This is a genomic window from Saccharothrix obliqua, from assembly GCF_019375475.1.
Classification (GTDB): domain Bacteria; phylum Actinomycetota; class Actinomycetes; order Mycobacteriales; family Pseudonocardiaceae; genus Actinosynnema; species Actinosynnema obliqua.
Genome location: NZ_JAHXGQ010000004.1, coordinates 448,067 through 474,278 on the forward strand (window position 1 = coordinate 448,067; position 26,212 = coordinate 474,278).

At 72.9% G+C, this 26,212-nt stretch carries 23 protein-coding genes and 1 CRISPR repeat array; of the genes, 9 read left to right on the plus strand and 14 right to left on the minus strand.

The genetic code is table 11. From position 1 onward, the window contains the following. Positions 1-34 precede the first annotated feature (34 nt). Complete coding sequence (locus tag KZQ38_RS15370; protein ID WP_257901427.1) at positions 35-937, plus strand: aminoglycoside phosphotransferase family protein; 903 nt, start codon at positions 35-37, stop codon at positions 935-937. A 93-nt stretch (positions 938-1,030) separates the two neighbouring features. Then, positions 1,031-1,605: direct repeats of the CRISPR family, unit length 25 nt; unit sequence TTCCCCGCGCCAGCGGGGGTGGTCC. Between the two features lie 16 nt (positions 1,606-1,621). Here KZQ38_RS15370 and KZQ38_RS15375 read toward each other — a convergent pair. Then, positions 1,622-3,259, minus strand: a complete 1,638-nt coding sequence (locus KZQ38_RS15375) for a bifunctional aspartate transaminase/aspartate 4-decarboxylase (protein WP_219442575.1) — start codon at positions 3,257-3,259, stop codon at positions 1,622-1,624. Between the two features lie 25 nt (positions 3,260-3,284). Beyond that, entirely contained in the window at positions 3,285-4,985 is a 1,701-nt protein-coding gene (gene aspT / locus KZQ38_RS15380; RefSeq protein WP_219442576.1) for an aspartate-alanine antiporter, read from the minus strand. Between the two features lie 365 nt (positions 4,986-5,350). Here aspT (KZQ38_RS15380) and aspT (KZQ38_RS15385) point away from each other — a divergent pair, with 365 nt between their 5' ends. The 3 genes from aspT (KZQ38_RS15385) (at position 5,351) to KZQ38_RS15395 (ending at position 9,650) form a co-directional block, all read left to right on the plus strand. Beyond that, a complete protein-coding gene (gene aspT, locus KZQ38_RS15385; RefSeq protein ID WP_219442578.1) occupies positions 5,351-7,000 on the plus strand; it encodes an aspartate-alanine antiporter in 1,650 nt (549 codons plus the stop codon). A 414-nt stretch (positions 7,001-7,414) separates the two neighbouring features. Next, positions 7,415-8,278, plus strand: a complete 864-nt coding sequence (locus tag KZQ38_RS15390) for an alpha/beta fold hydrolase (protein ID WP_219442579.1) — start codon at positions 7,415-7,417, stop codon at positions 8,276-8,278. Positions 8,279-8,288: 10 nt separating this feature from the next. Next, complete coding sequence (locus KZQ38_RS15395) at positions 8,289-9,650, plus strand: class-II fumarase/aspartase family protein (RefSeq protein WP_219442581.1); 1,362 nt, start codon at positions 8,289-8,291, stop codon at positions 9,648-9,650. Positions 9,651-9,682: 32 nt separating this feature from the next. Here the strand turns inward: KZQ38_RS15395 and KZQ38_RS15400 are convergent, their stop codons facing one another. Beyond that, entirely contained in the window at positions 9,683-10,801 is a 1,119-nt protein-coding gene (locus tag KZQ38_RS15400) for an NAD(P)/FAD-dependent oxidoreductase (protein ID WP_219442583.1), read from the minus strand. Positions 10,802-10,890: 89 nt separating this feature from the next. Further along, entirely contained in the window at positions 10,891-11,787 is an 897-nt protein-coding gene (locus tag KZQ38_RS15405) for an RNA polymerase sigma-70 factor (protein WP_257901428.1), read from the minus strand. A 225-nt stretch (positions 11,788-12,012) separates the two neighbouring features. Here KZQ38_RS15405 and KZQ38_RS15410 point away from each other — a divergent pair, with 225 nt between their 5' ends. Beyond that, positions 12,013-12,159, plus strand: coding sequence for a DUF1059 domain-containing protein (locus KZQ38_RS15410; protein ID WP_073892909.1), 147 nt, complete (start codon positions 12,013-12,015; stop codon positions 12,157-12,159). Positions 12,160-12,266: 107 nt separating this feature from the next. Here KZQ38_RS15410 and KZQ38_RS15415 read toward each other — a convergent pair whose 3' ends face one another. Next, the gene (locus tag KZQ38_RS15415) at positions 12,267-12,767 is read right to left on the minus strand and encodes a TetR/AcrR family transcriptional regulator (RefSeq protein WP_219442585.1); all 501 of its coding nucleotides are present in this window, start codon (positions 12,765-12,767) and stop codon (positions 12,267-12,269) included. A gap of 85 nt (positions 12,768-12,852) precedes the next feature. Here KZQ38_RS15415 and KZQ38_RS15420 point away from each other — a divergent pair, with 85 nt between their 5' ends. After that, entirely contained in the window at positions 12,853-13,902 is a 1,050-nt protein-coding gene (locus tag KZQ38_RS15420; protein WP_219442587.1) for an FAD-dependent monooxygenase, read from the plus strand. 3 nt (positions 13,903-13,905) lie between these two features. Here KZQ38_RS15420 and KZQ38_RS15425 read toward each other — a convergent pair whose 3' ends face one another. The 7 genes from KZQ38_RS15425 to KZQ38_RS15455 form a co-directional block, all read right to left on the minus strand. After that, positions 13,906-14,721: a carbohydrate ABC transporter permease gene (locus tag KZQ38_RS15425; RefSeq protein ID WP_219442589.1), complete on the minus strand. Its 816-nt coding sequence runs from the start codon at positions 14,719-14,721 to the stop codon at positions 13,906-13,908. Continuing rightward, positions 14,718-15,620 (minus strand): carbohydrate ABC transporter permease, encoded by a 903-nt coding sequence (locus KZQ38_RS15430; protein ID WP_308258419.1) that lies wholly within the window; start codon positions 15,618-15,620, stop codon positions 14,718-14,720. Before KZQ38_RS15430 ends, KZQ38_RS15425 begins: the two co-directional genes overlap by 4 nt. A 5-nt stretch (positions 15,621-15,625) precedes the next feature. Further along, positions 15,626-16,939, minus strand: a complete 1,314-nt coding sequence (locus tag KZQ38_RS15435; protein ID WP_219442593.1) for an ABC transporter substrate-binding protein — start codon at positions 16,937-16,939, stop codon at positions 15,626-15,628. A gap of 116 nt (positions 16,940-17,055) precedes the next feature. After that, positions 17,056-17,208, minus strand: coding sequence for a hypothetical protein (locus KZQ38_RS15440; RefSeq protein ID WP_219442595.1), 153 nt, complete (start codon positions 17,206-17,208; stop codon positions 17,056-17,058). A 283-nt stretch (positions 17,209-17,491) separates the two neighbouring features. Continuing rightward, on the minus strand, positions 17,492-18,226 hold the full coding sequence (locus tag KZQ38_RS15445) for a hypothetical protein (RefSeq protein WP_219442597.1): 735 nt from the start codon (positions 18,224-18,226) through the stop codon (positions 17,492-17,494). Positions 18,227-18,292: 66 nt separating this feature from the next. Further along, positions 18,293-19,135 carry a class I SAM-dependent methyltransferase gene (locus KZQ38_RS15450; RefSeq protein ID WP_308258420.1) on the minus strand — a complete coding sequence of 281 codons (843 nt, stop codon included), beginning with the start codon at positions 19,133-19,135 and terminating at the stop codon, positions 18,293-18,295. An 87-nt stretch (positions 19,136-19,222) separates the two neighbouring features. Then, entirely contained in the window at positions 19,223-20,842 is a 1,620-nt protein-coding gene (locus KZQ38_RS15455) for a fatty acid CoA ligase family protein (protein WP_219442599.1), read from the minus strand. Between the two features lie 428 nt (positions 20,843-21,270). Here KZQ38_RS15455 and KZQ38_RS15460 point away from each other — a divergent pair, with 428 nt between their 5' ends. The 3 genes from KZQ38_RS15460 (at position 21,271) to KZQ38_RS15470 (ending at position 22,926) form a co-directional block, all read left to right on the plus strand. Further along, positions 21,271-21,510, plus strand: coding sequence for a hypothetical protein (locus KZQ38_RS15460; RefSeq protein WP_219442601.1), 240 nt, complete (start codon positions 21,271-21,273; stop codon positions 21,508-21,510). A gap of 187 nt (positions 21,511-21,697) precedes the next feature. Then, positions 21,698-22,087: a tyrosinase family oxidase copper chaperone gene (locus KZQ38_RS15465; protein WP_219442603.1), complete on the plus strand. Its 390-nt coding sequence runs from the start codon at positions 21,698-21,700 to the stop codon at positions 22,085-22,087. 26 nt (positions 22,088-22,113) lie between these two features. Continuing rightward, positions 22,114-22,926, plus strand: a complete 813-nt coding sequence (locus tag KZQ38_RS15470) for a tyrosinase family protein (RefSeq protein WP_219442605.1) — start codon at positions 22,114-22,116, stop codon at positions 22,924-22,926. 53 nt (positions 22,927-22,979) lie between these two features. Here KZQ38_RS15470 and KZQ38_RS15475 read toward each other — a convergent pair whose 3' ends face one another. Together KZQ38_RS15475 and KZQ38_RS15480 are read right to left on the minus strand one after the other, a co-directional pair. After that, entirely contained in the window at positions 22,980-25,196 is a 2,217-nt protein-coding gene (locus KZQ38_RS15475; protein ID WP_219442607.1) for a caspase, EACC1-associated type, read from the minus strand. A 219-nt stretch (positions 25,197-25,415) separates the two neighbouring features. Beyond that, the gene (locus tag KZQ38_RS15480; protein ID WP_219442610.1) at positions 25,416-26,156 is read right to left on the minus strand and encodes an SDR family oxidoreductase; all 741 of its coding nucleotides are present in this window, start codon (positions 26,154-26,156) and stop codon (positions 25,416-25,418) included. Positions 26,157-26,212 lie beyond the last annotated feature (56 nt).

Genomic DNA, 26,212 nt, shown 5'->3' on the forward strand with positions numbered 1-26,212 from the left:
GTGCCGAAACCACCGCTCACGAAGGAGATCACCGTTGTTCCCCATCGAAGTCCCCGACGTGCTCCGCACGTCGCACGACAACGAGAACGGCCGCGCCTGGATCGCCGCGTTGCCGACCCTCACCGCCGAGCTGCTGGACCGCTGGTCGCTGCGCCCGGACGGCCCGACCCGCAACGGCATGGCGTCGCTGGTGCTGCCCGTGGTCCGCGTCGACGGCACCCCGGCCGTGCTGCGGCTCCAGCCGGTCACCGCCGAGAACCGGGACACCGTCCGCGGTCTGCTGACCTGGCGCGGCGACGGCATCGTGCACCTGCTCGACCACGACCCGGTCAGCGGCTCCATGTTGCTGGAACGCCTCGACGCCACCCGTCCGCTGTCCGTGGTGGACGACGACGCGGAGGCGGTCGCCGTGGTGGCCGAACTGCTGGCCCGGCTGACGGCCGTGCCCGCGCCGGCGGGCACCCGCCACCTGGCCGACGTCGGCGCCGCGATGCTCGCCGAGGTGCCCGAGGCCGAGGCGGGGCTGGTGGACCCGGCGGACCGCGACCTGCTCCGGTACTGCGCGGCGGCCCTGGCCGAGGTCCTGCCCGAACCGGGTGACCGGCTGCTGCACTGGGACCTGCACTACGACAACGTCCTGGCGGGCGACCGCGAACCGTGGCTGGCCATCGACCCGGAACCGCTGGCGGGCGACCCGGCGTTCGACCTGCTCCCGGCCCTGGACAACCGCTGGGACGGGTCCGACGCGCGCCACACCACCCTCCGCCGCTTCGACCAGCTGACCGAGACCATGGGCCTCGACCGGGACCGCGCGGCACACTGGACCCTGGGCCGCGTGCTCCAGAACGTGCTGTGGGACGTGGAGGACGGCGAGCCCGTGGTGGACCCGGTGCAACGGACGATCGCGACGGTCGTGGCGGAGCACCGGCTCGGGTGAGGCGCGGACGGTGCCCGTGCCTCATAACGAGACGATGATGAGCCGAATGAAAACCGCCCTACTCCGCGGTAAAGTCACAGGTAAACAAGTGTCTTCCCCGCGCCAGCGGGGGTGGTCCCCACCGGTTCAGCTTGATCGTGCGGGTCGGGGTGTCTTCCCCGCGCCAGCGGGGGTGGTCCCTCGCCCACGACTTCGCGGTTGAGGTCGCCTGGGTCTTCCCCGCGCCAGCGGGGGTGGTCCGGACGTGATGGCGCAGGCCCTCGCCTACCTGGCGTCTTCCCCGCACCAGCGGGGGTGGTCCCTTGAGTCGACGCGCCGCCTGTCGGAGGGTGAGGTCTTCCCCGCGCCAGCGGGGGTGGTCCCAGCTCGACCCGAGCCGTGTGGTCCTCGGGCAGGTCTTCCCCGCGCCAGCGGGGGTGGTCCCTCGACCGGCGCGCTGACGCTGTCCGCGGCACAGTATTCCCCGCGCCAGCGGGGGTGGTCCGTCCGCCGCCGTCCGGTCCTCCGACTTGATCGCGTCTTCCCCGCGCCAGCGGAGGTGGTCCCGTCGCCCACGCCCCCGATCACGCCAGGCCCCTGGTCTTCCCCGCGCCAGCGGGGGTGGTCCCAAGAAGGTCACGCGCGACCTGGCCGAGCCGCGGTCTTCCCCGCGCCGGCGGGGGTGGTTCCCGGTTCAGGGCCGGCCTAGCCGCCGGCCTTCCACTCGTCGTGGTACTCGGCGAACACCGTGCGCAGGTGGTGGCCGATCTTCAGGTAGTCCAGGTCGTCCAGGTTCGCCAACGACACCCGCACCGACCACTTCGGCCCGTCGAAGCCGCCTCCGTTGAGCAACACGACGGAGGCGTGCTCCGCCAACCGGAACAACGGGTCGATCGGCTCGTAGGTGTCCTCCAGGTACTTGGCGAACTCGGCGCCGTGCACGCGCTCCGCCTCCGCCAGCAGGTCCAGCTCCAGGTAGTACCCGGCACGCTGGGGGTCGTCGGCGATCTTCATGCCCACGCCCTCGACCAGCAGCCCGAGGCGGGTGCGGACGATCTCCTGCACGCGTGCCTTGTACGCCTGCCCGTCGGGCAGCAACGTGAACAAGGAGAACAACCCGAGCTGGACCTGCTGCGGCAGGCTGAGGCCCGCCGTGTGGTTGAGCGCCACGCGGCGGGAATCGGCCACCAGGCGGTCGATGAACGGGAGTGCGTCCGGCTCCAGGGTCAGGGTGCCGTAGCGCTTGCGCAACCGGGCGCGGTCCGGTTCCGGCAGACCGGCGATCCGGTCGTCGACGACGTTGCCGTCGTGCAGGCCGATCACGCCCAACCGCCAGCCGGTCGCCCCGAAGTGCTTGGAGTACGAGTACACCAGCAACGTGTTGCGGGGCAGGTCGGCGGCGAGCGAGCGGAAGCCGTTGACGAAGGTGCCGTACACGTCGTCGGTGACGATCAGCAGCTCCGGGTTCCGCTCGGCGACGATGTCCCGGATCTGCTCGCGGACCCGGTCGGACAACGCCAGCGACGGCGGGTTGCTCGGGTTCACCAGGCACACCAGCCTGATCGACGGGTCGGCGAGCTTCGCCACCTCCTCGGTCGAGTAACGCCACTCGCGAACACCCTCGGACACGAACATGTCCGCGTGCACCAGCTCCACCTCGAAGTCGTACTCGTCGAGGTCCGGGATCTCGATGTACGGCGTGAAGATGGGCACCATGATCGCGATCCGGTCGCCCTTGTGCAGCACGCCGTTCGCGAGCAGGGAGTCGAAGATGTAGCACATGGCGGCCGTGCCGCCCTCGGTCGCGAACAGCCTCAGCTCGGCCTCGGGCGCGTGGTTGTCGAACAGCTCCTGCCGCAGGTAGGCGCGGGCCACCTGCTCCAGGTGCGCCAGCATCCGCGGCGGCACCGGGTAGTTGTCGCCCACGACGCCGTCGGTCAACTCGTGCACCCACGCGTCGGGCTCGAACCCGAACCGCTCCACACCCAGCCGCACGCAGCGGTCCAGCAGGTCGATGCCGGGCAGGTCGGGGTGCGCCCTGGTGAACCGCTCGAACCGCGCGGCGATGCCGTCCTTCGCGGGCATCCCGCCGAGGTCGTCCCCGTGCCACACGCGCCTGCTCTCCGCCAGCGAGAACGCGCCGAGCGCGTAGAACGCCTCACGCGGCCCGGTGGCGATCCAGTTCGGGTTGCCGCGCCCGGCGTTCAGCATGAGGGTCGCGGACTTGGCCTGCTGGTGGTCGTGGTGCTCCTGCGCCAGCCGGATGAACTCGCCCTTCAGCTCGAACGGGCTGAGCGCGGCCAACTGCTCCATCCGAGCCCTGCTGATCGACGACTTCGGCATGACGACGGCCTTTCTGCCCGGATGGTCAGTGGTGGAGCAGGACGATGACGGCGCCCCAGATCGTGAGCAGCACGTTCCCGACGGCGTACGGGATCGTGTACCCGATCGTGGGGATCTGGCTCTTGGCGGACTCGTTGACGGCGCCGATCGCCGCGGTCGTGGTCTGCGCGCCCGCGAGCACGCCCAGCAGGATCGGCAACCGGATCTTCAGCACCCAGTGGCCGAGCGTGAAGCCGACCAGCAGCGGCACGACCGTGGCGACCGCGCCGAGCAGCAGCAGGCCCCACCCCGCCTGTTCGAGGCCGCGGGTGAAGCCGGGTCCGGCGTTGATGCCGACGACCGCGACGAACAGGCACAGCCCGAGGGTGTCCATGAACCACTGCGCGCCGCCCGGCACGTTGCCGAAGGTGGGGTACTTGGCCCGCAGCCAGCCGAACACCAGGCCCATGATCAACGCGCCGCCGGACGTCGACAGGCTGATCGGCACACCACCCGCGTGCAGCGCGGGTATGCCGATGCAGCCGCCGAGGAAGATGCCGAGCCCCACCCAGACCATGTCGGTGGCGAAGCTGGTCGGGACCGGTTTGCCGATCTCCGCGGCGGCGGGTCCCACCAGCCGGCGTGGTCCGGTCAGCAGCAACGTGTCGCCGCGTTCGATCGCGGTGGACAGCCGGAACGGGAACCGCGCGCCGGAGCGGTGCAGCTCGGTGACGTACACGCCCGCCATGAACGGCTCGCGCCGCAGGTCGGCGATCGACTTGCCGAGCTGCGCCTTGGCGCCCGCCACGACGTGCAGGGACTCCGTCCGGTAGTCCAGCAGCTCGACGTCGTCGACTTCCGGGCCGATGACCGCCTCCGGGTCGTACGCCACGACGTCGCCGCGGATGGCGCTCACCGCCACCACGTCGCCCTCCGCGAGGACGATGCCCTGGTCCTGCGGCAGCAGCTCACCCGCGCGGCGCACGCGCGTGATGTAGATGCGCCGACCGAGTTCCGCCTGCTGCCGCTCGAACTCGGCGATGGTCCGGCCGACGACCGCCGGGTGCGCCACCGCGTACGCCCGCAGCACGACCTCGTAGTACCCCTCGCCGGCGTCCGGGTCGTCGCTGCCCGCGTCCAGCTCCCGCGCCAGGTCGGCGCTGTCCCGCGCGAGGTCGCGGCCGATCAGCCGGGGCAGCGCGTTGGCCAGCAGCACGGCGCACAGCACCGTGCCCAGCGGGTAGGTCACCGCGTAGCCGATGGCGACCAGGTTCTGCTGCTCGGTCACCTGGTCCGGGGACAGGCCGGGCAGGCTGCCGATCGCGTCGCCCGCGACGCCGATCACCGCGGACTGGGTGAGCGCGCCGCCGAGCAGTCCCGCGCCCAGGCCGGGCCCGTAGCCGAGGAGCGCGGCGAACAACCAGCAGACCAGCAGGCCGGACACGCACACCACCAGCGCGACCAGCACCTGCGGCAGGCCGTCGCTGCGCAGACCGCGGAAGAACTGGGGGCCCACGCGGTAGCCGAGGGCGAACAGGAACATGATGAAGAACAGGGATTTCACCGTGTTGTCCACCGGCACCTCGAACAGCCAACCCAGGCCCAGCCCGGCGAGCAGGCAGCCGGTCACGGAGCCGAGGGCGATCGACCTCCGCCGGATGCGACCCAGCAGGAAGCCGGCCGCGACGGTCAGGAACACGAGCAGTTCGGGGTGCGGCTTGAAGATCTCATCCCTGAGGAAGTTCATCTGTCCTCCGCGGAGCGGTCCACACCGGACGCTGCGCCGAGACTAGGTCGGGAATCGCGCCCGTGCCCGGCTCATGTCCCCGATCCGGGTGACCCGGCGGGTCGCTCACCCGGCGTGCCCGGTGCGGCCGGTGCATAGTCCGAACGGGAGGTTCGCGGCGTGCGCGGGCGACGCGTCGCAGCCGCGCGCCGGGCTGACACCGGTTCGACCGGGCCCGACCGCGGTGTCGTGCCGTGGGCACGGCCCGAACGGTGTCGTACGGCCGACACGGTCGGACGCGACGGCTGTTGGTCCTCAGAGGTCGGCGCGGGACGGGCGAGCCCGGCGGCGCGGGACGGGCGGTTCCCTCGGTGTGAGGCGGGAGCATGGACTGGTTGCGGGAGTTCTTCCAGGGGACGCCGGAGATCGCGTTGTTCGTGTGCCTCGCCCTGGGTTACCTGCTCGGCAAGCTGCGGGTGGGACCGGTCCAGCTGGGCGGCATCTGCGGGACGCTGATCGTCGCGCTGGTGGTGGGCCTGCTCGACGTGTCGCTGAACGACCAGGTGCGCACCATCGCGTTCGCGTTGTTCATCTTCGCGCTCGGTTTCGGGGGTGGGCCGCAGTTCTTCGCCAACCTCAACCGGTCCGGGTTGAAGCTGGGCGTGCTGTCGTTCATCGAGGCGGTGACGGTGGTGGTGCTGGTGCTCCTGCTGGCGTCCGCCCTGCGCCTGGACGTCGGCACGGCCACGGGCATCCTCGCGGGCGCGGCCACCGAGTCCGCCGTGGTCGGCACGGCCACCGAGGCGATCGGGAAGCTGGGGCTGCCCGTCGGGACGTCCACCGCGCTCCAGGGCAACGTGGCCACCGCGTACACCGTCTGCTACCTGTTCGGGTTGATCACCATCGTCCTGTTCACCAGCGGCCTCGCGCCGGCGTTGATGCGGATCAACCTCAAGGACGCGTCCACCGCGTTGCTGCGCAAGCTCGGCGGTGGGGACGACGACCCGGACACCTCGCCTGCCCTGCCCGACCTGGTCGGCCGCGCCTACCTGGTGGAAGCGGCGGCCGGGCGGACCGTGGCGGGTCTGGAGGACGCGCTGCCCGGCCGCGTCACGGTGGAACGCGTGCGTCGCGACGGTGACGAACTGGACCCGGGACCGGGCCTGGTGCTCGCGGCGGGCGACGTGATCGAGGTGGTCGGCGAGCGGACCGCGCTGGTCGACGCCGAGTCGCGGATCGGGACCGAGCGCGCGTTGCGGGACACGAAGGCCACCCTGGTGTCCCGCGAGGTCGTGATGACCCAGCCGGAGCAGGCGTTGTCCGAGCTGCGCGTGCACGGCGTGTTCCTCACCTCGCTGTCGCGCGACGAGCACCGGATGCCGTTGACCGACTCGACGCGGGTGCACCGGGGCGACGTGCTGACCGTCGTCGGGAGCCCGCGGGACGTGGACCGGGCCGTCGAGCGCATCGGGTACGCCGTGCCGCGCACCATCGCCACGGATTTCATCTACCTGGGTCTCGGCGTCACGCTCGGGATGCTGATCGGCAAGCTCACCGTGCACCTCGGCTCGGTGCCGCTGTCGCTGGGCACCGGCGGCGGCGCGTTGGTGTCCGGCCTGCTGTTCGGCTGGTTTCGGTCCCGGCACCGCGCGATCGGGAGCTTCCCGCCCGCCGCCGCGACGCTGACCAAGGACCTCGGCCTGGCCACGTTCATCGCCGCCACGGGGCTGGCCGCCGCACCGCAGGCCGGTCCGCTGCTGGCCCGGTACGGCGTGCTGCTGCCGTTCGCGGGCATCGGCATGGTGCTGGTGCCCGCGCTGCTCTCGCTCTACGCGGGCCGTCGGCTGCTGAAGATCGAGCCGCCGATCCTGGTGGGCGCGATCGCGGGCCAGCAGTGCAGCACGCCGGCGATCTCGGCGGTGACCGGTGTGGCGGGCAACTCCGTCCCGCTGATCGGGTACACCGTGACGTACGCGATCTCCAGCATCCTGCTGCCGCTGACCGGACCGCTCGTGGTCGGGTTGATCGGCGCATGAGGCCGCCGTGGCGGCCAGGCCGATCATGGCTCACGCGGGGAAGACGCCCAGGCACCGCCCGGCCCGTACCGCGGGAGTTGACCGACGAGCAGCGGCAGGCGCGTGAACCGACGGCGGACGTCCTCCCCGCGCCGGCAGGTGTCCTGAAGGCTGTCGCCGCCCGCGAAACTTTCAGGAAGCCTGCCTGATAATTAGCCCCCGGCCTGACCGCCATCCTCCCCGCGTCGGCCGGGCCGGTCCGGCGAGCTGCTGGCCCGCGAAACTTTCAGGGAGCCTCCCTGATAGTTAGCGCCACACCGAAACTTTCAGGGAGCCTGCCTGATAATTAGCGCCCGCCCGACCGCCGTCCGCCCCGCGCCGGCGGGAGGCCGAGCCGCACCCCTGCCTTGAGGGCAGGCCCTAGGGTGACCCGACGTGGGGCACACGCAGGGCGAGTCGAGGACCGTCGAGGTCGGGGACGGCCGGGAGCTGCACTACGCGGAACTGCCCGGCAGCGGTCCGGTCGTGGTCTTCGAGAGCGGCTTGGCGGCCAGTCGGTCGTTCTGGGGGCTGGTGCAGCCCCGGGTGGGCGGATTCGCCCGCGCCGTCGTCTACGACCGGGCCGGGTTGGGGCGCAGCACGCCGGCCGCCGACGGGTCGTTCGACCGGCTGGTCCGGGACCTCGGCACGCTGCTCAACCACCTCGGCGACGGCCCGTTCGTGTTGGTGGCGCACAGCGGCGGCGGGCCGGTCGTGCGCGCGGCGGCGGCCCGTGACCCGGCGCGGATCGCGGGCCTGGTGCTGGTGGACACCACCGACGAGGCGTGCACGCCGATGTTCGACCGGTCGTTCCGCCGGCTGGAGCGGGTGGCGCACGTGGCCGGCGTCGGGCTCGCCCGGATCGGACTGCTGCCGGTGCTGATGCGCGCGCAGCTCGCGACATTGCCCGCCGACTGCGCCGCCGACCTGCGTGCCGAGGGCTTCACGGCCCGTGCCATGCGCACGCGGGGCGTCGAGCTGGCGGCGCTGGTCGACGCGATGAACGCGTTCCGCGTCGCGTCACCCGAGCTGCCGCCGGACCTCCCGGTGACCTCGATCTCCGGTGGGCGGGCGGACACCGGCATGTCGGCCGCGCTCCGCCGGGCCACCACCGAGGCGCACGCGTACCGCGCCGGCCGCTCCACGCGTGGCAGGCACGTGGTGGCGCGGAAATCCGGTCACATGGTGGTCCTCACCGAACCCGACCTCGTGGCGGACGAGGTCCGGCGGCTGGTCGGCGGCACGGGCGCCGGGCAGTAACGTAACCGCCGTGAGCGGTGTTGACGTGGATTCCGGGTTGTTGTCCCCGGTGTGGGCGGGTGGCGGTGAAGCGCTGTCCGACCGCGCCTGGTTGGCCGCGATGCTCGAGGTCGAGGTGGCGCTGGTCCAAGCGCAGGCCGCGCTGGGCGTGGCGCCGGAGCACGCCGCCCGGGTCATCGCGGACGTCGCCGCCGGGCTGGACCCGGACGTCGCCGACATCGCGGTCCGGGCCCGCGACGCGGGCAACCCGGTCGTCGCGCTGGTGAAGGACCTCACCGCCGCCGTCGCGGCCGTCGACCCGGCCGCGGCCGAGCACGTGCACCGCGGCGGCACCAGCCAGGACGTCATGGACTCGGCCGCGATGCTGCTCGCCGCACGCGCGCTGCGCCGCGTGGACGACCACCTCGGCGCGGCGCGGACCGCGCTCGCCCGCCTCGCCGAGGAGCACCGCGGCACGGTGCTGGCCGGGCGGACGCTGACGCAGCACGCCGTGCCCACCACGTTCGGCCTGAAGGCGGCCGGGTGGCTGGCGTCCCTGCTGGACGCCGCGGAACGGGTCCGCCGCACGCGTGACGCGCTGCCCGCGCAGCTCGGCGGCGCGGCCGGGACGCTCGCCGCCTACCAGGAGTACGCGGGCGAACCGGGCCACGGCGTGCGACTGCTGCGGGAGTTCGCCACGCGGCTGGGTCTGCGCGAACCGGACGCGCCGTGGCACGCCCGGCGCACCCCGCTGGTGGACCTCGCGTGGGCCACGACCTGCGTGACCGGCGCGTTGGGCAAGATCGCGCTCGACGTGCAGCTGATGTCCCGCACGGAGGTCGGCGAGGTCGCCGAACCGGCCGCGGCCGGTCGGGGCGGGTCGTCGGCCATGCCCCAGAAGCGCAACCCCGTGCTGGCCACGCTGCTGGTGGCGGGCGCGCGGTCGGTGCAGGCGCAGGCCGGGGTGCTGGGCCAGGCGGTGCTCGCCGAGGACGAGCGCGCGCCCGGCGCGTGGCACGCCGAGTGGCAGGCGCTGCGCGAGGCGTTGCGGACCACCGAGGGCGCGGCGCGGACCGCCGTCACCCTGCTGGCGGGCCTGGAGGTGCACCCGGAGCGGATGCGGGCGAACCTGGGCCTCACCGGCGGCGCGATCGTCGCCGAGCGGCTGAACGTCGTCCTCGCGCCCCGGCTGGGCAAGGCGGGCGCGAAGGAGCTGCTGGGCCGGATCGCCCGCGAGGCCGCCGGTGGTGGCCGGTCGTTCGAGGAGCTGCTGCGCGAGGCGCCGGAGGTCGACCCCGCCGAGGTGCCCGACCTGCTGGACCCGGCGCACTACGTCGGCGCGGCCGACGACCTCGTGGACCGGGTGCTCGCCCGGCACCGCGAACTGGGCTGACGGGGCGTTCCGCCACCGGAACGCCCCGACCGTCACCCGGACCGCCGGGCCATCGAGAGGGTGGAGCGCACCACGCCCTCCTTGAACAACGCCGCGACCCGCCCGGTCAGCACCCGCGGCCGGGGCCGGTCGTCGCCGTGGACGAACTGGATCAACCCGTCGCGGCGGCCCAGGCTGAGGCACTGGAACGCGTACTCGAACCGCATCGGCTCGGGCGTCCGCGCGGTGAGCCGGGCGGTGATGACGTCGGCGACGTGCCGACCGGACGGCAGGGCCGTCGCGCAGGCCATGCGCAGTTCGCCGCCGTGCGCGCCGTGCAGCACGGCGGCGTCGCCCGCCGCGTAGACGTCCGGGTGCGAGCGGGACCGCAGGGTGTCGTCCACCAGGACCCGGCCCTGCCGGTCGACGGCCAGCCCGGCGTCCCGCGCCAGCGGTGGCACGCCGAAGCCCGCCGCCCACACCACGGCGTCGCCGGCGATCGTGCCGCCGTCGGCGAGCACCACGCCGTCCGGGCCGACCTCCACCACCTTGGTCTGGTCCCGCACCTCCACGCCCAGCCGGTCGAGCACCGCCCGCACGTGGTCCCGACCGCGCGGGGACAGCCACCCGCCCAACTCCTCGCCGGTGACCAGCCGGACGGCCAGCCGGGGGTGTGCCTCGGCCAGCTCCGCGACCAGCTCGACCCCGGTCGAGCCGCCGCCCACCACGGTCAGCCGACCGCCGTCGGCCAGCTCGGCGACCCGGGCACGGGTGGCCTCGGTGTCGGCCGCACCGGCGACGGTCAACGCGTGCCGGGCGACGCCGGGCACGCCGTCGGTGTCGGCGGTGCTGCCGACGGTGTGGACGAGCGTGTCGTAGGTCAGGTCACGCGCCCCGTCCGCGGTCTCCACCCGGACGCGGTGCGCGTCGGGTTCCACGGCGGTCACCGCGCCCCGCACGAACCCCACCCGCCGCCGCGCCAGCACCTCGGCGATGTCCAGGCTGGTGGGCGTCGCGCCCGCCGCCACCTCGTGCAGCCGCACCCGCTCGACGAACCGCCGAGCCGGGTTGACCACGGTGATGTCCGCCCGGTCCCCCAGCGCGCGAGCCGCCCGCTGAGCGGCGGACAGCCCCGCGTAACCCGCTCCGACCACCACGATGCGATGTGCCACCGGTCTTCCCTCCCTCACCCGTGTGCCGGGTTTCGGGGGTTGAACCGGCGAGCGCGCCGATTCCTGACAGGCCCTGGCGGTGACGTGCGTCACGCCGCCGCGCGCAGCCGCCCTTCGGCGTGGGCGAGCTTGTCCGGGTTGACGACGGTCCGGACGGCGGTGACCCGCCCGTCCACCACCTCCAACGCCATGACGCCCGACAACCGCCCGCCGACGACGGCCACGATGCCCGGTTCGCCGTTGACCTCGCGCACGGTGATCTCCAGGTCGGGCACCGGCCGGCCCATCCAGCCCGCCAGGTAGCGGGCGACCTTGGCGGCGCCCCGCACCGGCTGCCGCGCGGCCGTCACCTTGCCGCCGCCGTCGGCCCAGGCCACGACGTCGGCGGCCAGCAACCGTTCGAGATCCGCCAGGTCGCCGGTGCGCGCGGCGGCGAGGAACCGCCGGGCGATCCGCTCGCCCCGCACGGGATCGGCGTCGAACCGCCGCCGCGCCCGGTCGACGTGGGCACGAGCACGGCGGTGGAGCTGCTGGGAGGCGGCTTCGCTGACGTCGAGCACGTCGGCGACCTCGCGGTGGGTGTACCCGAACGCCTCGCGCAGCACGAACACCGCGCGCTCGGCGGGCGTGAGCCGCTCCAGCAGCACGAGCAGGGCGAGGGAAACGGATTCACGCTGCTCGACGGACTCCAGCGGGCCGAGCGCGGCGTCGTCGGTCAGCACCGGTTCCGGCAGCCACGGCCCCACGTACCGCTCGCGCCGGGCACGGGCCGACGTGAGGCGGTTCAGGCACAGGTTGGTCAGCACCTTGGCCAGCCAGGCTGCGGGCGCGACCACCCCGGCGCGGTCGACGGCGCTCCACCGGAGGAAGGTGTCCTGGACGGCGTCCTCGGCCTCGGCCGCCACGCCGAGCAGGCGGTAGGCCAGCGCGAACAGCCGCGGGCGCTGTGCTTCGAACTCGGCCGCGAGGTCGGGCATCTCCCCCATGCCACGAGCGTACCGAGGCCCTGATCATCCCTCCTCGACCAAGGCGTAACACCCCGTTGAACTGCACGGACACACCGCACGAGTCCACTGTGCACACACTTGGTCCACAATGGACCCGGACGGCACGGTGTGACCCACACCACCGAAGGCCGGGTTCCCGGATCGCCGTCCACGAGGCCGCCGGGATCAGTAGAGTCGGTGGCGAGATTGGTGACGGAGGATGCGATGAAGCGGAACATCACCTGCCCCTGCGGCGAGCACATCACCGGTCAGGACGAGGACGACCTGGTGGCCAAGACCCAGCAACACCTGAAGGAGAACCACCCGGGTCACGACTACTCCCGCGACGAGATCCTCTTCATGGCCTACTGACCACCGCGGCCCAGCCGCACCGGCCGCCCGGAACACCTCCCGCGGGTGCTCCGGCGGCCGACACGTGGTCCAGACGGCTGGAGCGCAGCCGCGGGACCGCACCAGGTTCAGGCCGGCTCGCCCGAGGCGCCGAGCGCCCGGAGTTCGGCCACCACGTCCGCGCCGGACGGCGCGTGCTCCGGGTCGACCAGCCATTGCAGCATCAGCCCGCTCAACAACGCGAGCGGCACCGACCCGCCCAGCCCCTCGCGGCCTTCGCGCTGCCCTCTGGCCAGGTGTTCCCGCACCTCCGGTGAGCGCTCCGCCTGCACCGCGGCTTCGAGCTGGGCCACCCACAACGCCCGGTGCGTGGTGAAGCTGTCGATCAACGCCTGCCAGCGCTGCTCCGGCGCGTCACCGGGTGCGCGGCGGGCCAGTTCGTCGGACAGCTCGTCCACCGCCGCCACCAGCGCCCGGGTGAGCAACGCGTCCCGGGAACCGAAGTGGTAACCGATCGCGGCGTGGCTGACACCGGCGGCGGCGGCGATGTCGCGCACGGTGGTCCGCGCCCAGCCCCGTTCGACCAGGCACTTCTTGGCGCCCGCCAGCAGGTCTTCGCGATTGCCCATGACGAACAGCCTACCCGAGGTTTTGACCGGACGGTTCATCCACATGGTTTGACCAAATGGACAAGACGTGGTTACGGTTCCGGTCATGACGAACACGAAGGTCCTGATCTCGGGTGCGAGCGTCGCCGGCCCGACCCTCGCCCACTACCTGCACCGCACGGGCTGCGCCGTGACGGTGGTGGAGCGCGCCCCACGCCTCCGGGACACCGGGTACGCGGTGGACTTCCGCGGCGAGGCGTTCGACGTGCTGGCCGAGTTGGGTGTCCTGGCGGAGATCCGCGCGCACGAGACGGGGATGCGCGGCACCACGCTGGTCGACGCCACCGGCGCGGAGGTCGGGCGGCTGCCCGCCGAGGCGTTCGCCGGTGGGCTGGAGGTGCCGAAACGCGCGCTGACCCGCGTCCTGCACCGGATCACGGCCGACGACGTGGAGTACGTCTTCGGCGACTCGATCGCCGCGATGACCCGGCACGAGTCCGGCGTGGTCGTCGAGTTCGAGCGCGGCGGCACCCGCGAGTTCGACCTCGTGATCGGCGCGGACGGCGTGTACTCGAACGTGCGGCGGCTGGTCTTCGGCCCGCACGAGGACGCGCTGCGGCACCTGGGCATGTCCGGCGCGGGTTTCAGCACGGCCAACTTCCCCGGGCTCGACCGGACCGGCCTGCTGCACACCGCCGACGGCGCGGCCGTCTACCTGTTCAGCGCCGAGGACCCGGACCGGCTCACCGTCAGCCTTTCCTTCGCCACCGCTGCACCGGACCTGGACCGGTGCGACCGGGACCGGCAGGAGCAGGCCGTGCGCGCGGCGTTCGCCGGGCGCGGTTGGCTCGTGCCCCGCCTGCTGGACGCGATGGCCGAAGCCGACGACTTCCACTTCGCCTCGTCCTGCCAGGTCCACCTGGACCGCTGGTGGGACGGCCGCGTCGCGTTGGTCGGCGACGCCGGGTACGGCGCCGCGCCGACCAGCGGCATGGGCACGTCCCAGGCGTTGATCGGCGCACGCGCCCTGGCCCGGCGACTGGCGGCGACGGACGACCACACCGCCGCGTTCGCCGCCTACGAGGCGGAACTGCGACCGTACGTCGCCGAGAACCAGGCGAAGGGCCGGGAAGCCGCGGCGATGTTCGGCGGCTGACGGCTATTCCAGGTGCTGGGTGACCGCGCCGCGGACGAAGTACCGCTGGGCCACCAGGAACACCAGGACCATCGGCGCGGTGGCGACCGCGCTCGCCGCCAGCACCAGCTCCCACTGCGCCTCACCGCCCTCGCCGTACCGGTCGAGCACGGTCTTGAGCCCGCGCGGCAACGTGTACAGCTCCGGCTCGCGCAGGTAGATCAGCGGTTTGACGAGGTCCGTCCACGCCGCCTTCAGCTCGAACACGAACACCACGATCAACCCGGGTCTGGCCAGCGGCAACGCCATGCGGGTGAACAGCCGCCACGGGCCCGCGCCGTCCACCCTGGCCGCGTCCAGCACGTCGGGCGGCAGGCCGAGGAAGAACTGCCGCAGGAGGAAGATGTAGAACGCCGAGCCGAACAGGTTCTGCGCCCACAGCGGGATCTGCGTCGTGCCCAACCCCAACGCGTGCCACTCCAGGTACACCGGCACCATCGTGACGGCACCCGGCAGCATCATGGTCGCCAGCACCACGCCGAACAACGCGTTCCGACCCGGGAACCGGAACGCCGCGAACCCGAACGCCACCACCGCGCTCGCGACGGTGGCCGCCACCGCGGCGGCGAGCCCCACCGCGACGCTGTTCGCGATCCACGTCGTCAGCGGGACCGCCCGCCAGACCTCCGCGTAGTTGCCCGGGGAGAACGGGACGGGCAGCAGCGAGTTGTCGAACACGTGCGCCCGGTCCTTGAGCGAGGCGCTGACCAACCACGCGAACGGGTACCCGAACAACGCGGCGACCACCAGCAGCCCGACGACCGGGACGACGCGCTTCACGACCGCTCCCCCTCGTAGTGCACGTACCGGCGGGACAGCCGCACCTGCACCGCCGTGACGACCGCGATGACGACGAACAGCCCCCACGCCAACGCTGATGCGTACCCCATGCGCAGCGACTCGAACGCCTCGCGGAACAGGTGGATCACGTAGAACAACGCGGCGTCGCCCTCGGCGGATTCCTTGCCACGCGCGCCGAAGAACATGGTGTACGCCTCGGTGAACACCTGGAGCGACGCGATCGTGTTCACCACTGCGGTGAAGTAGATCGTGCCGCTGATACCCGGCAGCGTCACGTGCCAGAACTGCCGCCACGGGCTCGCGCCGTCCAGCCGCGCGGCCTCGTAGCGCTCGGCGGGCACGCGGGTCAACGCCGCCAAGTACAGCACGGCGGTGCTGCCCGCCGTCCACAGGCTCATCAGCACCAGGCCGGGTTTGATCCACACCGGGTCGGTCGTCCAGTTCGGCCCGGTGAAGCCGAACCAGCCCAGGAGCGCGTTGATCGCACCGTTCTGACCGTTGAGCAGCAACAGGAACATCGCGGCCAGCGCCACCGGCGGCGTCATCACCGGCAGGTACACCACGGTCCGGAAGAAACCCGCCGCCCGCCCGGCGCGTCGCAGCAACGCGGCCAGGCCCAGCGCGACCACGACCTGCGCGGGCACGTGCAACGCGGTGAAGAACAGCGTGTTCCACAACGCGGTCGCGACCCGGTCGTCGGTCAGGGCCTCGCGGTAGTTGTCCAGGCCGATGTGCTCGGGTGGCTTGAGCATGTCGTAGCGCGTCGTCGACAGCCACAGGCTGAACAGCATCGGCCCGGCGGTGAACGCCAGGAAACCCACCACCCACGGCAGCAGGAACAGCCACCCGGCACGCGCCTCGCGGCGGCTCGCCGTCACCACGGCTACCGCCCGCCCACGCGGTCGAGCGCCCGCTCGGCCTCCCGCTGGGCCTGCGCCATCGCCTCGTCGGGCGGCTGCCGACCGGTCAGCACGCGGTTGACGCCGCCCTCCCACGCCCGCACCAGTTCACTCGCCGCCGGGCTGGGCTCCACCACGAACGCCTTGTCCTGCAACGCGAGCACCTGCGGCACGGCGCGCGCCAGGACGCGGTTGCCGCCGGGTGCGAACACCTCGCGGAAGATGCGCTCGTCGGCCACCCGGTTGGCGGTGAACGTGCCGCCGTAGGGCTTTCCGGCACGTGCCAACGCATCGCGGCGCGCGGTCGCCGCCAGCACCCACGTGTCCGCGTTCGTCATCGTGGTCAGGAACCGGCACGCCAGGTCGGGGTGCCGCGCGCCCTTGGGTATCGCCCACGCCTGCCCCGAGGACTCGGTGATCGGCGTGCCCGCGCGGTCGGTGAACGGCGCGACGGTCACGTCGACGTCGGGCGAGTTCGCGGCCAACGTGTTGAGGTACCAGGAATCCATCGGCATCGCGGCGAGCCGGCCCGTCACGTACGCGTTGTCCGCGCCGAACTGGTCGAAGGTGTCCCGGAACGCCTTGAACGACGCCCAACCCCCTTGCCGCCGCACGAGGTCCGTCGTGAAGCGGACCGCCTCGACCACGGCCGGGTCGTCCAGGTGGACCTCGTCGCCACGCACCAGGTCGACGCCGTTCGCCTTGGCCCACAAGGGCAGGTACTCGGGCACCTTGGGGTCGAAGCCGATGCGCCGGGGCCGGTTGCCGTCGAGCACCGCGAGCCGGTCCGTCGCCTCCGCCAAGGCGGTCCAGTCCGTTGTGGACAACGCGGCGGGGTCGAGACCGGCGGCACGCACCACCGGGTTGTTCACGATGAGCAGCCGGACGACGGAGAAATCGGGCAGGCCGTGCACCTCGCCCCGGTGGGTCACCTGCCGCAGCGCCGCCGCGCGGAACTGGCCTAGGTCGACGTGGTGCTCGCGCACGCAGTCCGCGAGGCTCAGCACCGCACCACGTGCCGCGTAGCTCCCGAGCTTGCGCCGCTCCGCGTAGACCAGGTCGGGCGGGTCGCCCGCGGCGACCGCGGACAGGAACTGCTGCTCGTCGAACGCGCCCTCGTTGATCCGCACGTCGACGTCCGGGTTCGCGGCCCGGAACACCGCGACGCGTGCCGTCGCGTGCTCGTCCGGTTGGCCGAACCCCATGGTCACCAACGCGTTCGCGGCCGGTTCCGCGCCGAGACCACCGCAGCCGGTGACCACCAGCAGCACCACCGCCACGACGACCAGCACGCGCACCGCAACCACCTCTCGGCCGGGACACGCTCCCGGTACCCGGAGAAGGCGGGTTCACACCCGGAACCACCCCAACGGCCCAAGCGGCGTTCCGGTGACCCGCGGGAGGTCGCCGGGGGTCAGTCGTTCCGGCTGGTGGGCGGCGGGGTGTCGGCGGGCTCGCGGAACAGGTCGGTGTAGGACCGCTGGACCTCGTCCGGGCGGACGCCCCGCGTGGTGGGCCGGTGCGTGTCCGGGTGGCTGAACAGCGACTCCGCCGGTTGCGCCGTCATCGGACGTGCTCCGGCAGGCTCGCGGTGACGACCCGCGCGGCACGGCGTGAGGGGTGGTGCGAGAACATGTTTCCATCCGACTTTCTCCGCGCCCGCCGCGGCCGTCGACCACGGGGAGATCCGGGGCCGGCCACCGGCGCGATGGTTCGGAGGGTCCAGAGCGGGCCCCGCCGATGCCGACCACGGTACACCCCGACCCGCGGACCACACCTCGCGGGGCCGCGCCGCGGACCCGGCGGAGGCCGGGCGCACCGGTCCACTGTGGATCTTCCCGGCGGCTCCGTCAGCACCACCAGTCCGGGTGGGCGAGCAGGCGCAGCCGGCGGTCGAGGAGCGTGGCGAAGGCGTGCGGGTCCCCGACCACCAGCTGGGCGTGCCGGGCGGCGGTGCGGACGACCACCACCGGACCACCGGGCGCGCCGGCCGCCTCGGCCACCCACACGCCGGTGACCTCGCACAGGCGCAGCTCGCCACCGAGCACGTCGGGCGCCGTGACACCCGGGCTGATCCGCCAGCGCAGCAGGTCGTCGTCGAACCGGGCGTGGGCCAGCAGGAAGCGGCCGGTGGGGCCGCGAACCCGGCGCGAGTCGCTGTGCACGCCGAGCGTGGTGGCGGCGATCGCGCCGTTCGCCGCGTCGAGCAGCACGGCCTGGGCCGCGCCCACCGCGAACACGCCCAGCACGCCCGCCGCGACAGCGGCCAGCGGTGGCCACGGCTCGCGGGTCAGCACGGCCAGGCCGACCGCCTGGCCGGCCGCACTCCACGCCACCACCCGACGCCACCAGGCGGTGTGCCGGAGGTGGGCCCGGCTCGCCACGAACCACACCGGCACGGCGGCCGAGGCCACCGCCACCACCAGGCCCGGCACCACCGCACCCGCCCACGTCACCCACCCGGCCACCGCCAGGCTGACCGCGGGCGGCCCCAGGAAGCCGCACCACAGGGGCACGCGGGCCCGGGACCACCGCTGCTCGAACTCCGGCCGCACCGAGGCGTGCACCGCGAACGGCATCCGCACGTCGCCACCTCCCGGCGGGATCGTAGCGCTACCGCGGTGACCTCTTCGGACACACGCCGCAACCGTCTACAAAGGTCTCGAAAGGGTGGTCCGGGCCAACACCGCCAGTCTCGTCGGCACGAGGGAGTCGGTGCGCCGCCACAATTCCGGGGCCACGGCGTCGCGCTGCGCGGTGTGGTGCGCGGCGGTGAAGCCGCAGGCCACGAGATGCGCGTCCACCTCCACCGGCGCGGGGCAGGTGAGCCAGGGTTCGCCGCGTTCGGCGGCGGCCCTGCCGACGAGGGCGGCGTAGTCCTCACCGGCCCCGTCACGCGCACCCGGCGGGAGCAGGTAGTCGAAGATGAGTTCGGTGCCGGGCGCGCAGCCCGCGAGCCCGGCCAGGACGTGGTCGATCGCCGCCCACGACAGGTAGGTGGTGACACCCAACCAGGTGACGAACGCCGGTCGCGTCACGTCGAACCCGGCCGCGGTCAGCCGGGGCGCCAGTGGCTCGGCCGCCAGGTCCACCGGCACGTACCGCGCGTTCGGCGGTTCCGGCACACCGGCCGCGGCGAGGAGTTCCCGCTTCCAGCGCTGCGTCGCCGGGTGGTCCACCTCGAACACCGTGCGGTCCGAGCGGTGGGCGGACGTGTCGAGCCCCGCGCCGAGCACCACGTGCTGGGTGGCGCGGGACGCGGCCAGGCGGTCCTCCGCGTAGCGGCTGCGGACCACGGCCTGGGCGCGGGCCCCGGCGAGCACGGGCAGGTCGCCGTGCGCCCGGTGGTAGCCGAGGAGTTCGGCCGCGTGCTCGCCGAGGACCCGCTCGGCGAGCGGGTCGGTGAAGATCCGGGGTTCGTGGTCGACGACCAGGTGCGCGGCTCGCGCGGCGGCGGCCATGGCGGCGGTGTGACTGGGTTGTCCATTGGGCACGGACCCGACACTAACCCCAGTTTTCCTTACTATATCAGGAAAACAGCAATTCCACAATGCTCCTGGGATTGCGGTCCGGTCTCCGCCTCACCGGAGTTTCCCGGCCGCCCAGTCGGCCAGCCGCTCGCGCACGATCTTCGAGTTGTGCCGCGGGTCGACCGGGAACCCGCGGTGGAACAGGACGTGCCGGACGGCGCGGGTGTGCGGGTGGTGGGTGAGGGCGTCGAGCACCCGCCGGCGGACCGCCCACCGGTTGACGCCGCGCTCCGCCTCGACGCACAGCACCGGCACCTGCGCGCCCGGCCGGCCGACGCCGACCAGGGCGCTGCGGCGGACGCCGGGCACCGCGTCGGCGATCGGCTCGACCTCCTCGGTGCGCAGCTCCGCGCCCGGCGGGCGGACCCGCTGCGACTTCCGGCCGCTGAACCACAGGCGGCCGTCCTCGTCGAAGTGGCCGAGGTCGCCCGTGCGGTGCACCACGCGCGTGCCGTCGCGGATCTTGGCCAGGGCGTTCTCCCAGACCCGGCCGGGGTAGCGCGTGCTGGTGGTCGGACCGGAGACGGTGATCTCGCCGACGGTGCCGGTCGGCACCACCAGGTCGTCGCTCCAGTGCTCGATGGGGCTGTCGTCCACGCGGATCACGCGGACGGAGGCGTCCTCCAGCGGGCGGCCCAGGCAGGTGCCGAGCCCGCGCTCGGTGGTCGCCGACGCGGGCGGCATCTCCCGGCTCTCCACCGCGCTGATCGGCAGGCACTCGGTCGCGCCGTACACCGAGTGCAGCTCCGCGTCGTCGGGCAGGCAGCGGCGCAACCGCCGGGCCAGCCGGTGGTCGAGCGACGCGCCGGCCGAGGCCACCACCCGCAGCGTGCGCAGGACGAGCCCGCGCACCGCGCAGTGCCGCGCCAGCGCGTCCAGCACGACCGGCGAGCCGAGCAGCCCGCGCACGTCGAAGCGCTCGACGGCGTCGACCAGTTTCGCCGGGTCGATCCGCGCCGGGTGCAGCAGGTCGACGTCCGGCACGACGAGTTCCAGCCCCAGGGCGGGACCGCCCGGGGTGAACGGCGCGAACGTGGACACGACCGGCGTGCCGGGTTCCGCGTCGAACAGCCGGCGGACCGCGCGCAGCTGCGCGGCCACGTGCTCCGGGCGGTACTCGACGGGTTTGGGCGGACCGGTCGAGCCGGAGGTGAACGCGATCAGGCCACCGGGACCGGCGCGCTCCGGCGGCACCCGCGGGCCGGGCACGTCCGCGGCACGCGGCCAGCCGCGGCCCACGGTGATCGGGATGCGCACTTCCGGCCACCGCAGCGCCCGCCGGGCGACGTGCGCGCGGCGCACCCCGATCAGCACCTCGGGCGCGGTCTCCGCGAGGCAGCGCTTGAGGGCGCGCGGACCGATGGCGGGGTCGACCAGCACGGGCACCGCGCCGAGCCGCCCCAGGGCGAACAGCAGGGCCACCTGCTCCGGACCGGGCGGCACGAGCTGGCAGGCACGCATACCGGGGCGCACGCCCGCGTGCCAGAGCGCCGCCTCGCACGCGTCCACCCGCTCGGCCAGCTCCCGGTAGGTGGTGCCGGCGTAACGCCCGTGCCCCGCCGGGTACCGCAACGCGACACCGCCCGGGTTCCGCGCGGCGTGCTCGGCGAACGCGCCGAACAGCAGCGCGTCCTCCGCTTTCGTGTGCGGTGTGCGGGAAGTTCCGGTCACGGGGTCGCTCCAGACGCCTTGAGGTGCTCACCTACCAGGGTGCGGCCCGGCGGCGTCTCGGGCCGATCGGAGGGAATGGTTCAACCCGACCGTGGTGACCAGCAATTCCCCGATCGAAGGAAAAACGGCTACTGCGCGTCGCACGCGAATGTCAATCACGTTCACCTGGACGACCGAACGCCGGTCGGGCCGGCCCGTGACGCGTCCCCCGGCGCGCGATCAAGCGCGTCGCCACCCGGCTCCCCGGCGCGTGATCGGACGCGTTCTCCACCCGTATTCCGCGCACTCGATCGGCGCGGCGCACACCCCGATTCGCGGGCGCACGATCCGGCGGCGCCCACCCCGATTCCCGGGCGCGGGCGGAAATGCACACGCCCGCACGATGCCGCGCAGAACACCGGGCTCGATTTCGGGACAACGCTCCGCACGTGGTCGGCAACTCCTGCCTAACAGAAACCGAGCACCCCTTCAAGCACCTGCTGCGCTTTTCCGAAGTCATCGGCGGTACCCCGGCCGGAGTGGTGCGCGCATTCTACCAAAAAACAGTCACAGCCCGGCGTCGAGATGACCGGCCCATCGCGCCGACCAGCACGTTCATCGCCGAGAAACGCCCCCTTAATCGGCATCCCGCAGTCCGGTGCACGCGCGTGCGCACTTCTACCGATTGAGATGCGGGAGAACAACGTGACCGTGCCCACGGGAACCGGGGGTTTCCGGCCGAAGATCGCCTGTTTGGCGGCCGAATCGGCGAATTGTCCACTGCTAGCGTCGGAACCGCGGCGCTTCCGGGGGCAGGGAGGAGCCCGCCTCCGAATTGTTCGCGTCGCGTTCACAACGCAGACGGGTGGCACGAACATGCATGTGCACGAAGAAGAGAACGCGCGGGTGTTGGGCCGAAGAAGGTTCCTCGTCCGCGGTCTGGTCGGCGGCGGCGTCGCCGTGGCGGCCGGAGCCGGGCTGATCGGTCTGAGCGGCAACGCCCAGGCGGTCACCCTGGAGGAGTTCGACGAGATCTACCTCAAGCGGCACATCAAGGGGTGGGCCGTCAACGAGGGTGTGAACCCTCGTTGCGAGGCGACCATCGACGGCGACGCGCTGCACGTCATGCGCAACGGCGACGGCACGTTCACGACGTCGGTGAACCACTACGAGTCCTTCGAAACCCTGCGCGACGCCACGCGACGCGCGGTGGAAACACTCGGTGACCTGCGGCCTGAGTCGCAGTCGGCCCACCACGGTCGTTGAGCCGGGTATCGGAGGAAGGGTAGCTCATGGGTATCCGGAAGAACCAGGCGAGCCTCACGCCCGCTGAGCGGACGGCTTTCGTCAACGCGGTCCTCGCGCTGAAGCAGAACGGCACCTACGACCAGTTCGTGCAGCAGCACATCGTGCGGGCCAACGGTGACAGCGACTGGTCCACGCGCATCGGTCACCGGGCGCCGTCGTTCCTGCCGTGGCACCGCAAGTACCTGATCGACTTCGAGGCGGCGCTCCAATCGATCAACCCGTCGGTGACCATCCCCTACTGGGACTGGACGGTGGCCACCACCACGCTGTGGACCAACGACTTCATGGGCCCCACCGGGACCTCCGGGACGAACTGGCGGGTTCCCACCGGCCCGTTCGCCTACTCCGGTGGTGCGTGGACGTTGACCGTGCGGAGCGACTCGGCGAACTACCTGCGTCGGAACCTCGGTGCGGGTGGTCTGCAACTGCCCTCGTCGTTCGACCTGGCGTCCGTCATGGGGTTGACGACGTACGACACGTCACCGTGGAACAGCACGTCGCTCAACAGCTTCCGGAACTACCTGGAGGGCTTCCGCGGGCCGAACTTGCACAACCGGGTGCACAACTGGGTCAGCGGCACGATGGCCGGAGCGGGATCGCCCAACGACCCCGTCTTCTGGTTGCACCACTGCAACGTCGACCGCCTGTGGTCGGAGTGGCAGGCGCAGCACCCGACTGCGACCTACCAACCGGCATTCGGCACGGCGGACGTGGCCGACATCGACGAGCCGATGGCTCCGTGGGCCACGACACCGCGCGACATGTTGGACCACAGCGGTCTGTACACGTACGCGTGACGGCGGTGCGCCGCTGAGCCGCGGTGACCTCGCGATCGGGCCCGGTCGCGAGGTCATCCGCGTTCCGCCCACGCGTCACCGGAGATCCCGAGGTCCCACAACAGCTTCCGCACGTCGTCGCGCCCGCGGATCGCCGGCGGGATGGCGGCGACGAGGTGCCGGACGTGCTCCTCTCCCAGGAGCACGCCGAGTGCGTGCAACCCGGACAACGCCGCGATCACCCGGGGCAGGTCCTGCGCGGAACCCAGCCGGTTCAGGAAGTACGGGACCAGGCGCGGGTCGGGACCGCTGCCGATGTGGGCGAGGAAGAGCTGGTGCGCCCCGCGTTCGGCCTCGAAGTCCGGGATGCGGTCGAGCAGCACGTCGCTGACCGGTTCCAGCGGCATCGGGCTGTACAGCTCGTACCGGCGGAGCAGGCGGTCGGTGCTGGTCGTCGCGAGGTGCTGGAACAGGCGCCGCCGGGTGTTCTCCGCCAACGCATCCCACGTGCCGCGCACGTAGCACAGACCGCTGGCCAGCAGCATGAGGTCGTCATCGGTGAAGTCGGGTTCACGGCTCGCCAACACCTGCCGCACCACCCGCGCGAACACCTCCGGCACCAGTTCGGCCAGCACGCGCGCGGTGCGCGCGAAACGCCACCGGGTGAAGATCGAGGCGTTCGGTGCGAGCGTCGACTCGCACACGTGCGCGCAGAGGTCCGCGACCAGCACCGGGGACGCGTCGGCGAGGTACGTCGCCTCCAGGTACCGGGGCAGCAGGTCGTCGTCCGGGTACGACATCCCCTGCACGTCGACGTCGAACCGCCGGCGCAGGTCCTCCTCCCGCGCCAGGCGCGCGGTCAGGTCGTCGACCTCCGCCCCGGTCGCGGTGAGCAGCATGAAGCGCTGGCTCTCGGTGCCCCGCTCGGCGTCCAGGCGCGGGGCGGCGCCGGCGGCGCCGTCCGCGGTCAGGACCCGCTCCGGCGTGGCGATCCGGTAGCGGCCCAGTCCGTCGTCGCCGATCAGGCGCCACCGCTGGTCGGGTGTCTTCCCGCGCGGGCCGAGGAGCACCACCCCGCCGTACTGGTGCTCCAGCGCGAGGCCCGTCGCGACGGAGGTGATGGTGTGCTCGCCCGCGCCCGCGGGTTCGATCCGCCAGAGCTGGTGCGGTCCGCCGTGCACCGGCCACATCATCGGCGGCTCGCCCTGCCGCCGGCTCTGGCCGCTGTCGAGCGCGAACCCGTCGCGCACGCCGACGACCAGGCAGACGCCGGGTGCGGGCCGGTCCCGGTCCGGGACGTCGCGGCCGAGCGCGCGGGCCGCCGCCGCCGACACCCGGCGGCTGTCGTCGTCAACGAGGTCCGCCAGCACCAGCCGGGCGGCGAGGGCGAGCCCCTGGTGCGGTCGGCCCGCGATGTCGACCAGCTCGTCCACCGCCGCCGCGCGGATCGCCGCGACCGGGTCCGTGACGTGCCGCAACACGGAGTCCGGGAGGACGGCGGGCGTGGCGACCGGCTTGCCGCGCCGGGCGATGTGGATGGCGCCCTGGGCGTCCAAGACCCACTTGGTGGGCGTCTGGTCGCGGGTCCGCCGGGCGATCCGCTCGCGCACGTAGTCGTACAGCTCGTCCACGTCGACCAGGCCGTCCTGGCCCCGGTCGGCGTCACCCGTGGCCAGCCCCTCGACCAGCGCGGCCGTGAAGAGGGACAGCCTCTCGTCGCCGCTGCGGTCGGCGAGGTCGAACCCCTCGAACGCGTACTCGATCGCCCGCGACGCGGTGATGATCACCCGGCCGGACCCGCCGAGCTGGCTGTCGAGCGGTACCTCCCCGCCCGCCTTGGCGGTCATGCCGTTGCCGAACGCACCGGCGTAGCAGCAGTCCAGCAGCAGCACGACCGTGCCCGCGACGGTGCGGTTCATGAGCGTGCGGACGAACTCCGCCGACACCGCCGTCGCCTGGAGCCGGTTCAGCCTGGTGCGGACCGTGGCGAAGTGCAGGTCGCCCACCTGGTCCCGCACGCCGTGCCCGCTGAAGTAGAGCAGGAGCAGGTCGTCGTGGGCGCGGTCGGCGAAGAAGTCCTCCACGGCCTCCCGCGTGCGGGCGGTGTCCTGGTTCTCCAGCACCCGCACGTCGAACGCGCCGATCTCCGGGTCGCCCAGCACGGCGGCCAGCCGCGCGGCGTCGCGGGCGGGGGCGCGCAACCGGCTCAACCCCTCGGTGACGTACTCGTGGTTGGCGATGACCAACGCGTGACGCTTGCCGGGTAACAGCGGGTCGGCTCGGGGCTGCACGGTGCGTGATTCTACGAGGCCACGGCGGACCGCCCCGGAACACGACCGGTTCCGCGCGACCAGGCACCCCGGACCGCTCGCCCCCGCCGGCCACCCGCACCGCTCGCCCCGCCGACCACACCCGCACCGCTCGCTCGCCCGGCGGCCCCGTCTCGCGTGCTTCTCCGGCGATGCCCGCACGGGTGGTGGGAGCGCTCCCACCACCCGTGCGGACGCGGGTCACCGGGCTGACCACTCCGCCAGGCGGGTCGCGCCGACCAACGCGTCGGGGCCGGGCACCAGGGTCTTCTCGTCCAGCGGCGTGCCGAAGTACCGCGCCTCGGGGTCGGCGACCACCTCGCGCGGGTCGTTCTTCGCCGCCAGCGCGGTGCGGATCCACTCGTCCATGCCGAACACCTCGGGACCGCCGATCTCCACCACGCCGCCCACCGGGTCGCCGACCGCGGTCCGGGCCACGGCGGCGGCGACGTCGGCGGCGGCCACCGGCTGGACGCCGCCGGACGGCAGGGTCACCACGCCGTCGGTGGTCGCGGAGTCGGCGATCGCCGCCGCGAACTCGAAGAACTGGGTGGCCCGCACGATCGAGAAGCGCAGCCCGGACGCGTGGATCAGCTCCTCCTGCGCCACCTTCGCGCGCAGGTAACCGGAATCCGGCGCACGGTCGGCGCCCACCACCGACAACGCGACGTAGTGCCCGACCCCGGCGTCCTCCGCCGCCGCGGTGAGGTTGGTGGTCGCGGTGCGGAAGAACGCCAGCACGTCGTCATCGGCGAACGACGGCGAGTTCGACACGTCGACCAGCACGTCCGCGCCGCGCACCGCCTCCGCCAGCCCCTCGCCGGTGATGGTGTCCACGCCGGTGGAGGGCGCGGCCACCACCGCCTCGTGCCCGTGCTCGCCCAGCCACGCCACGACCTTCGACCCGATGAGGCCGGTGCCGCCGATCACGACGACCTTCATGGTGACTCCTCCCGTCGGCGCCCGGCCGTTCCGGGACGCCCTACGTCCAGCGAAGA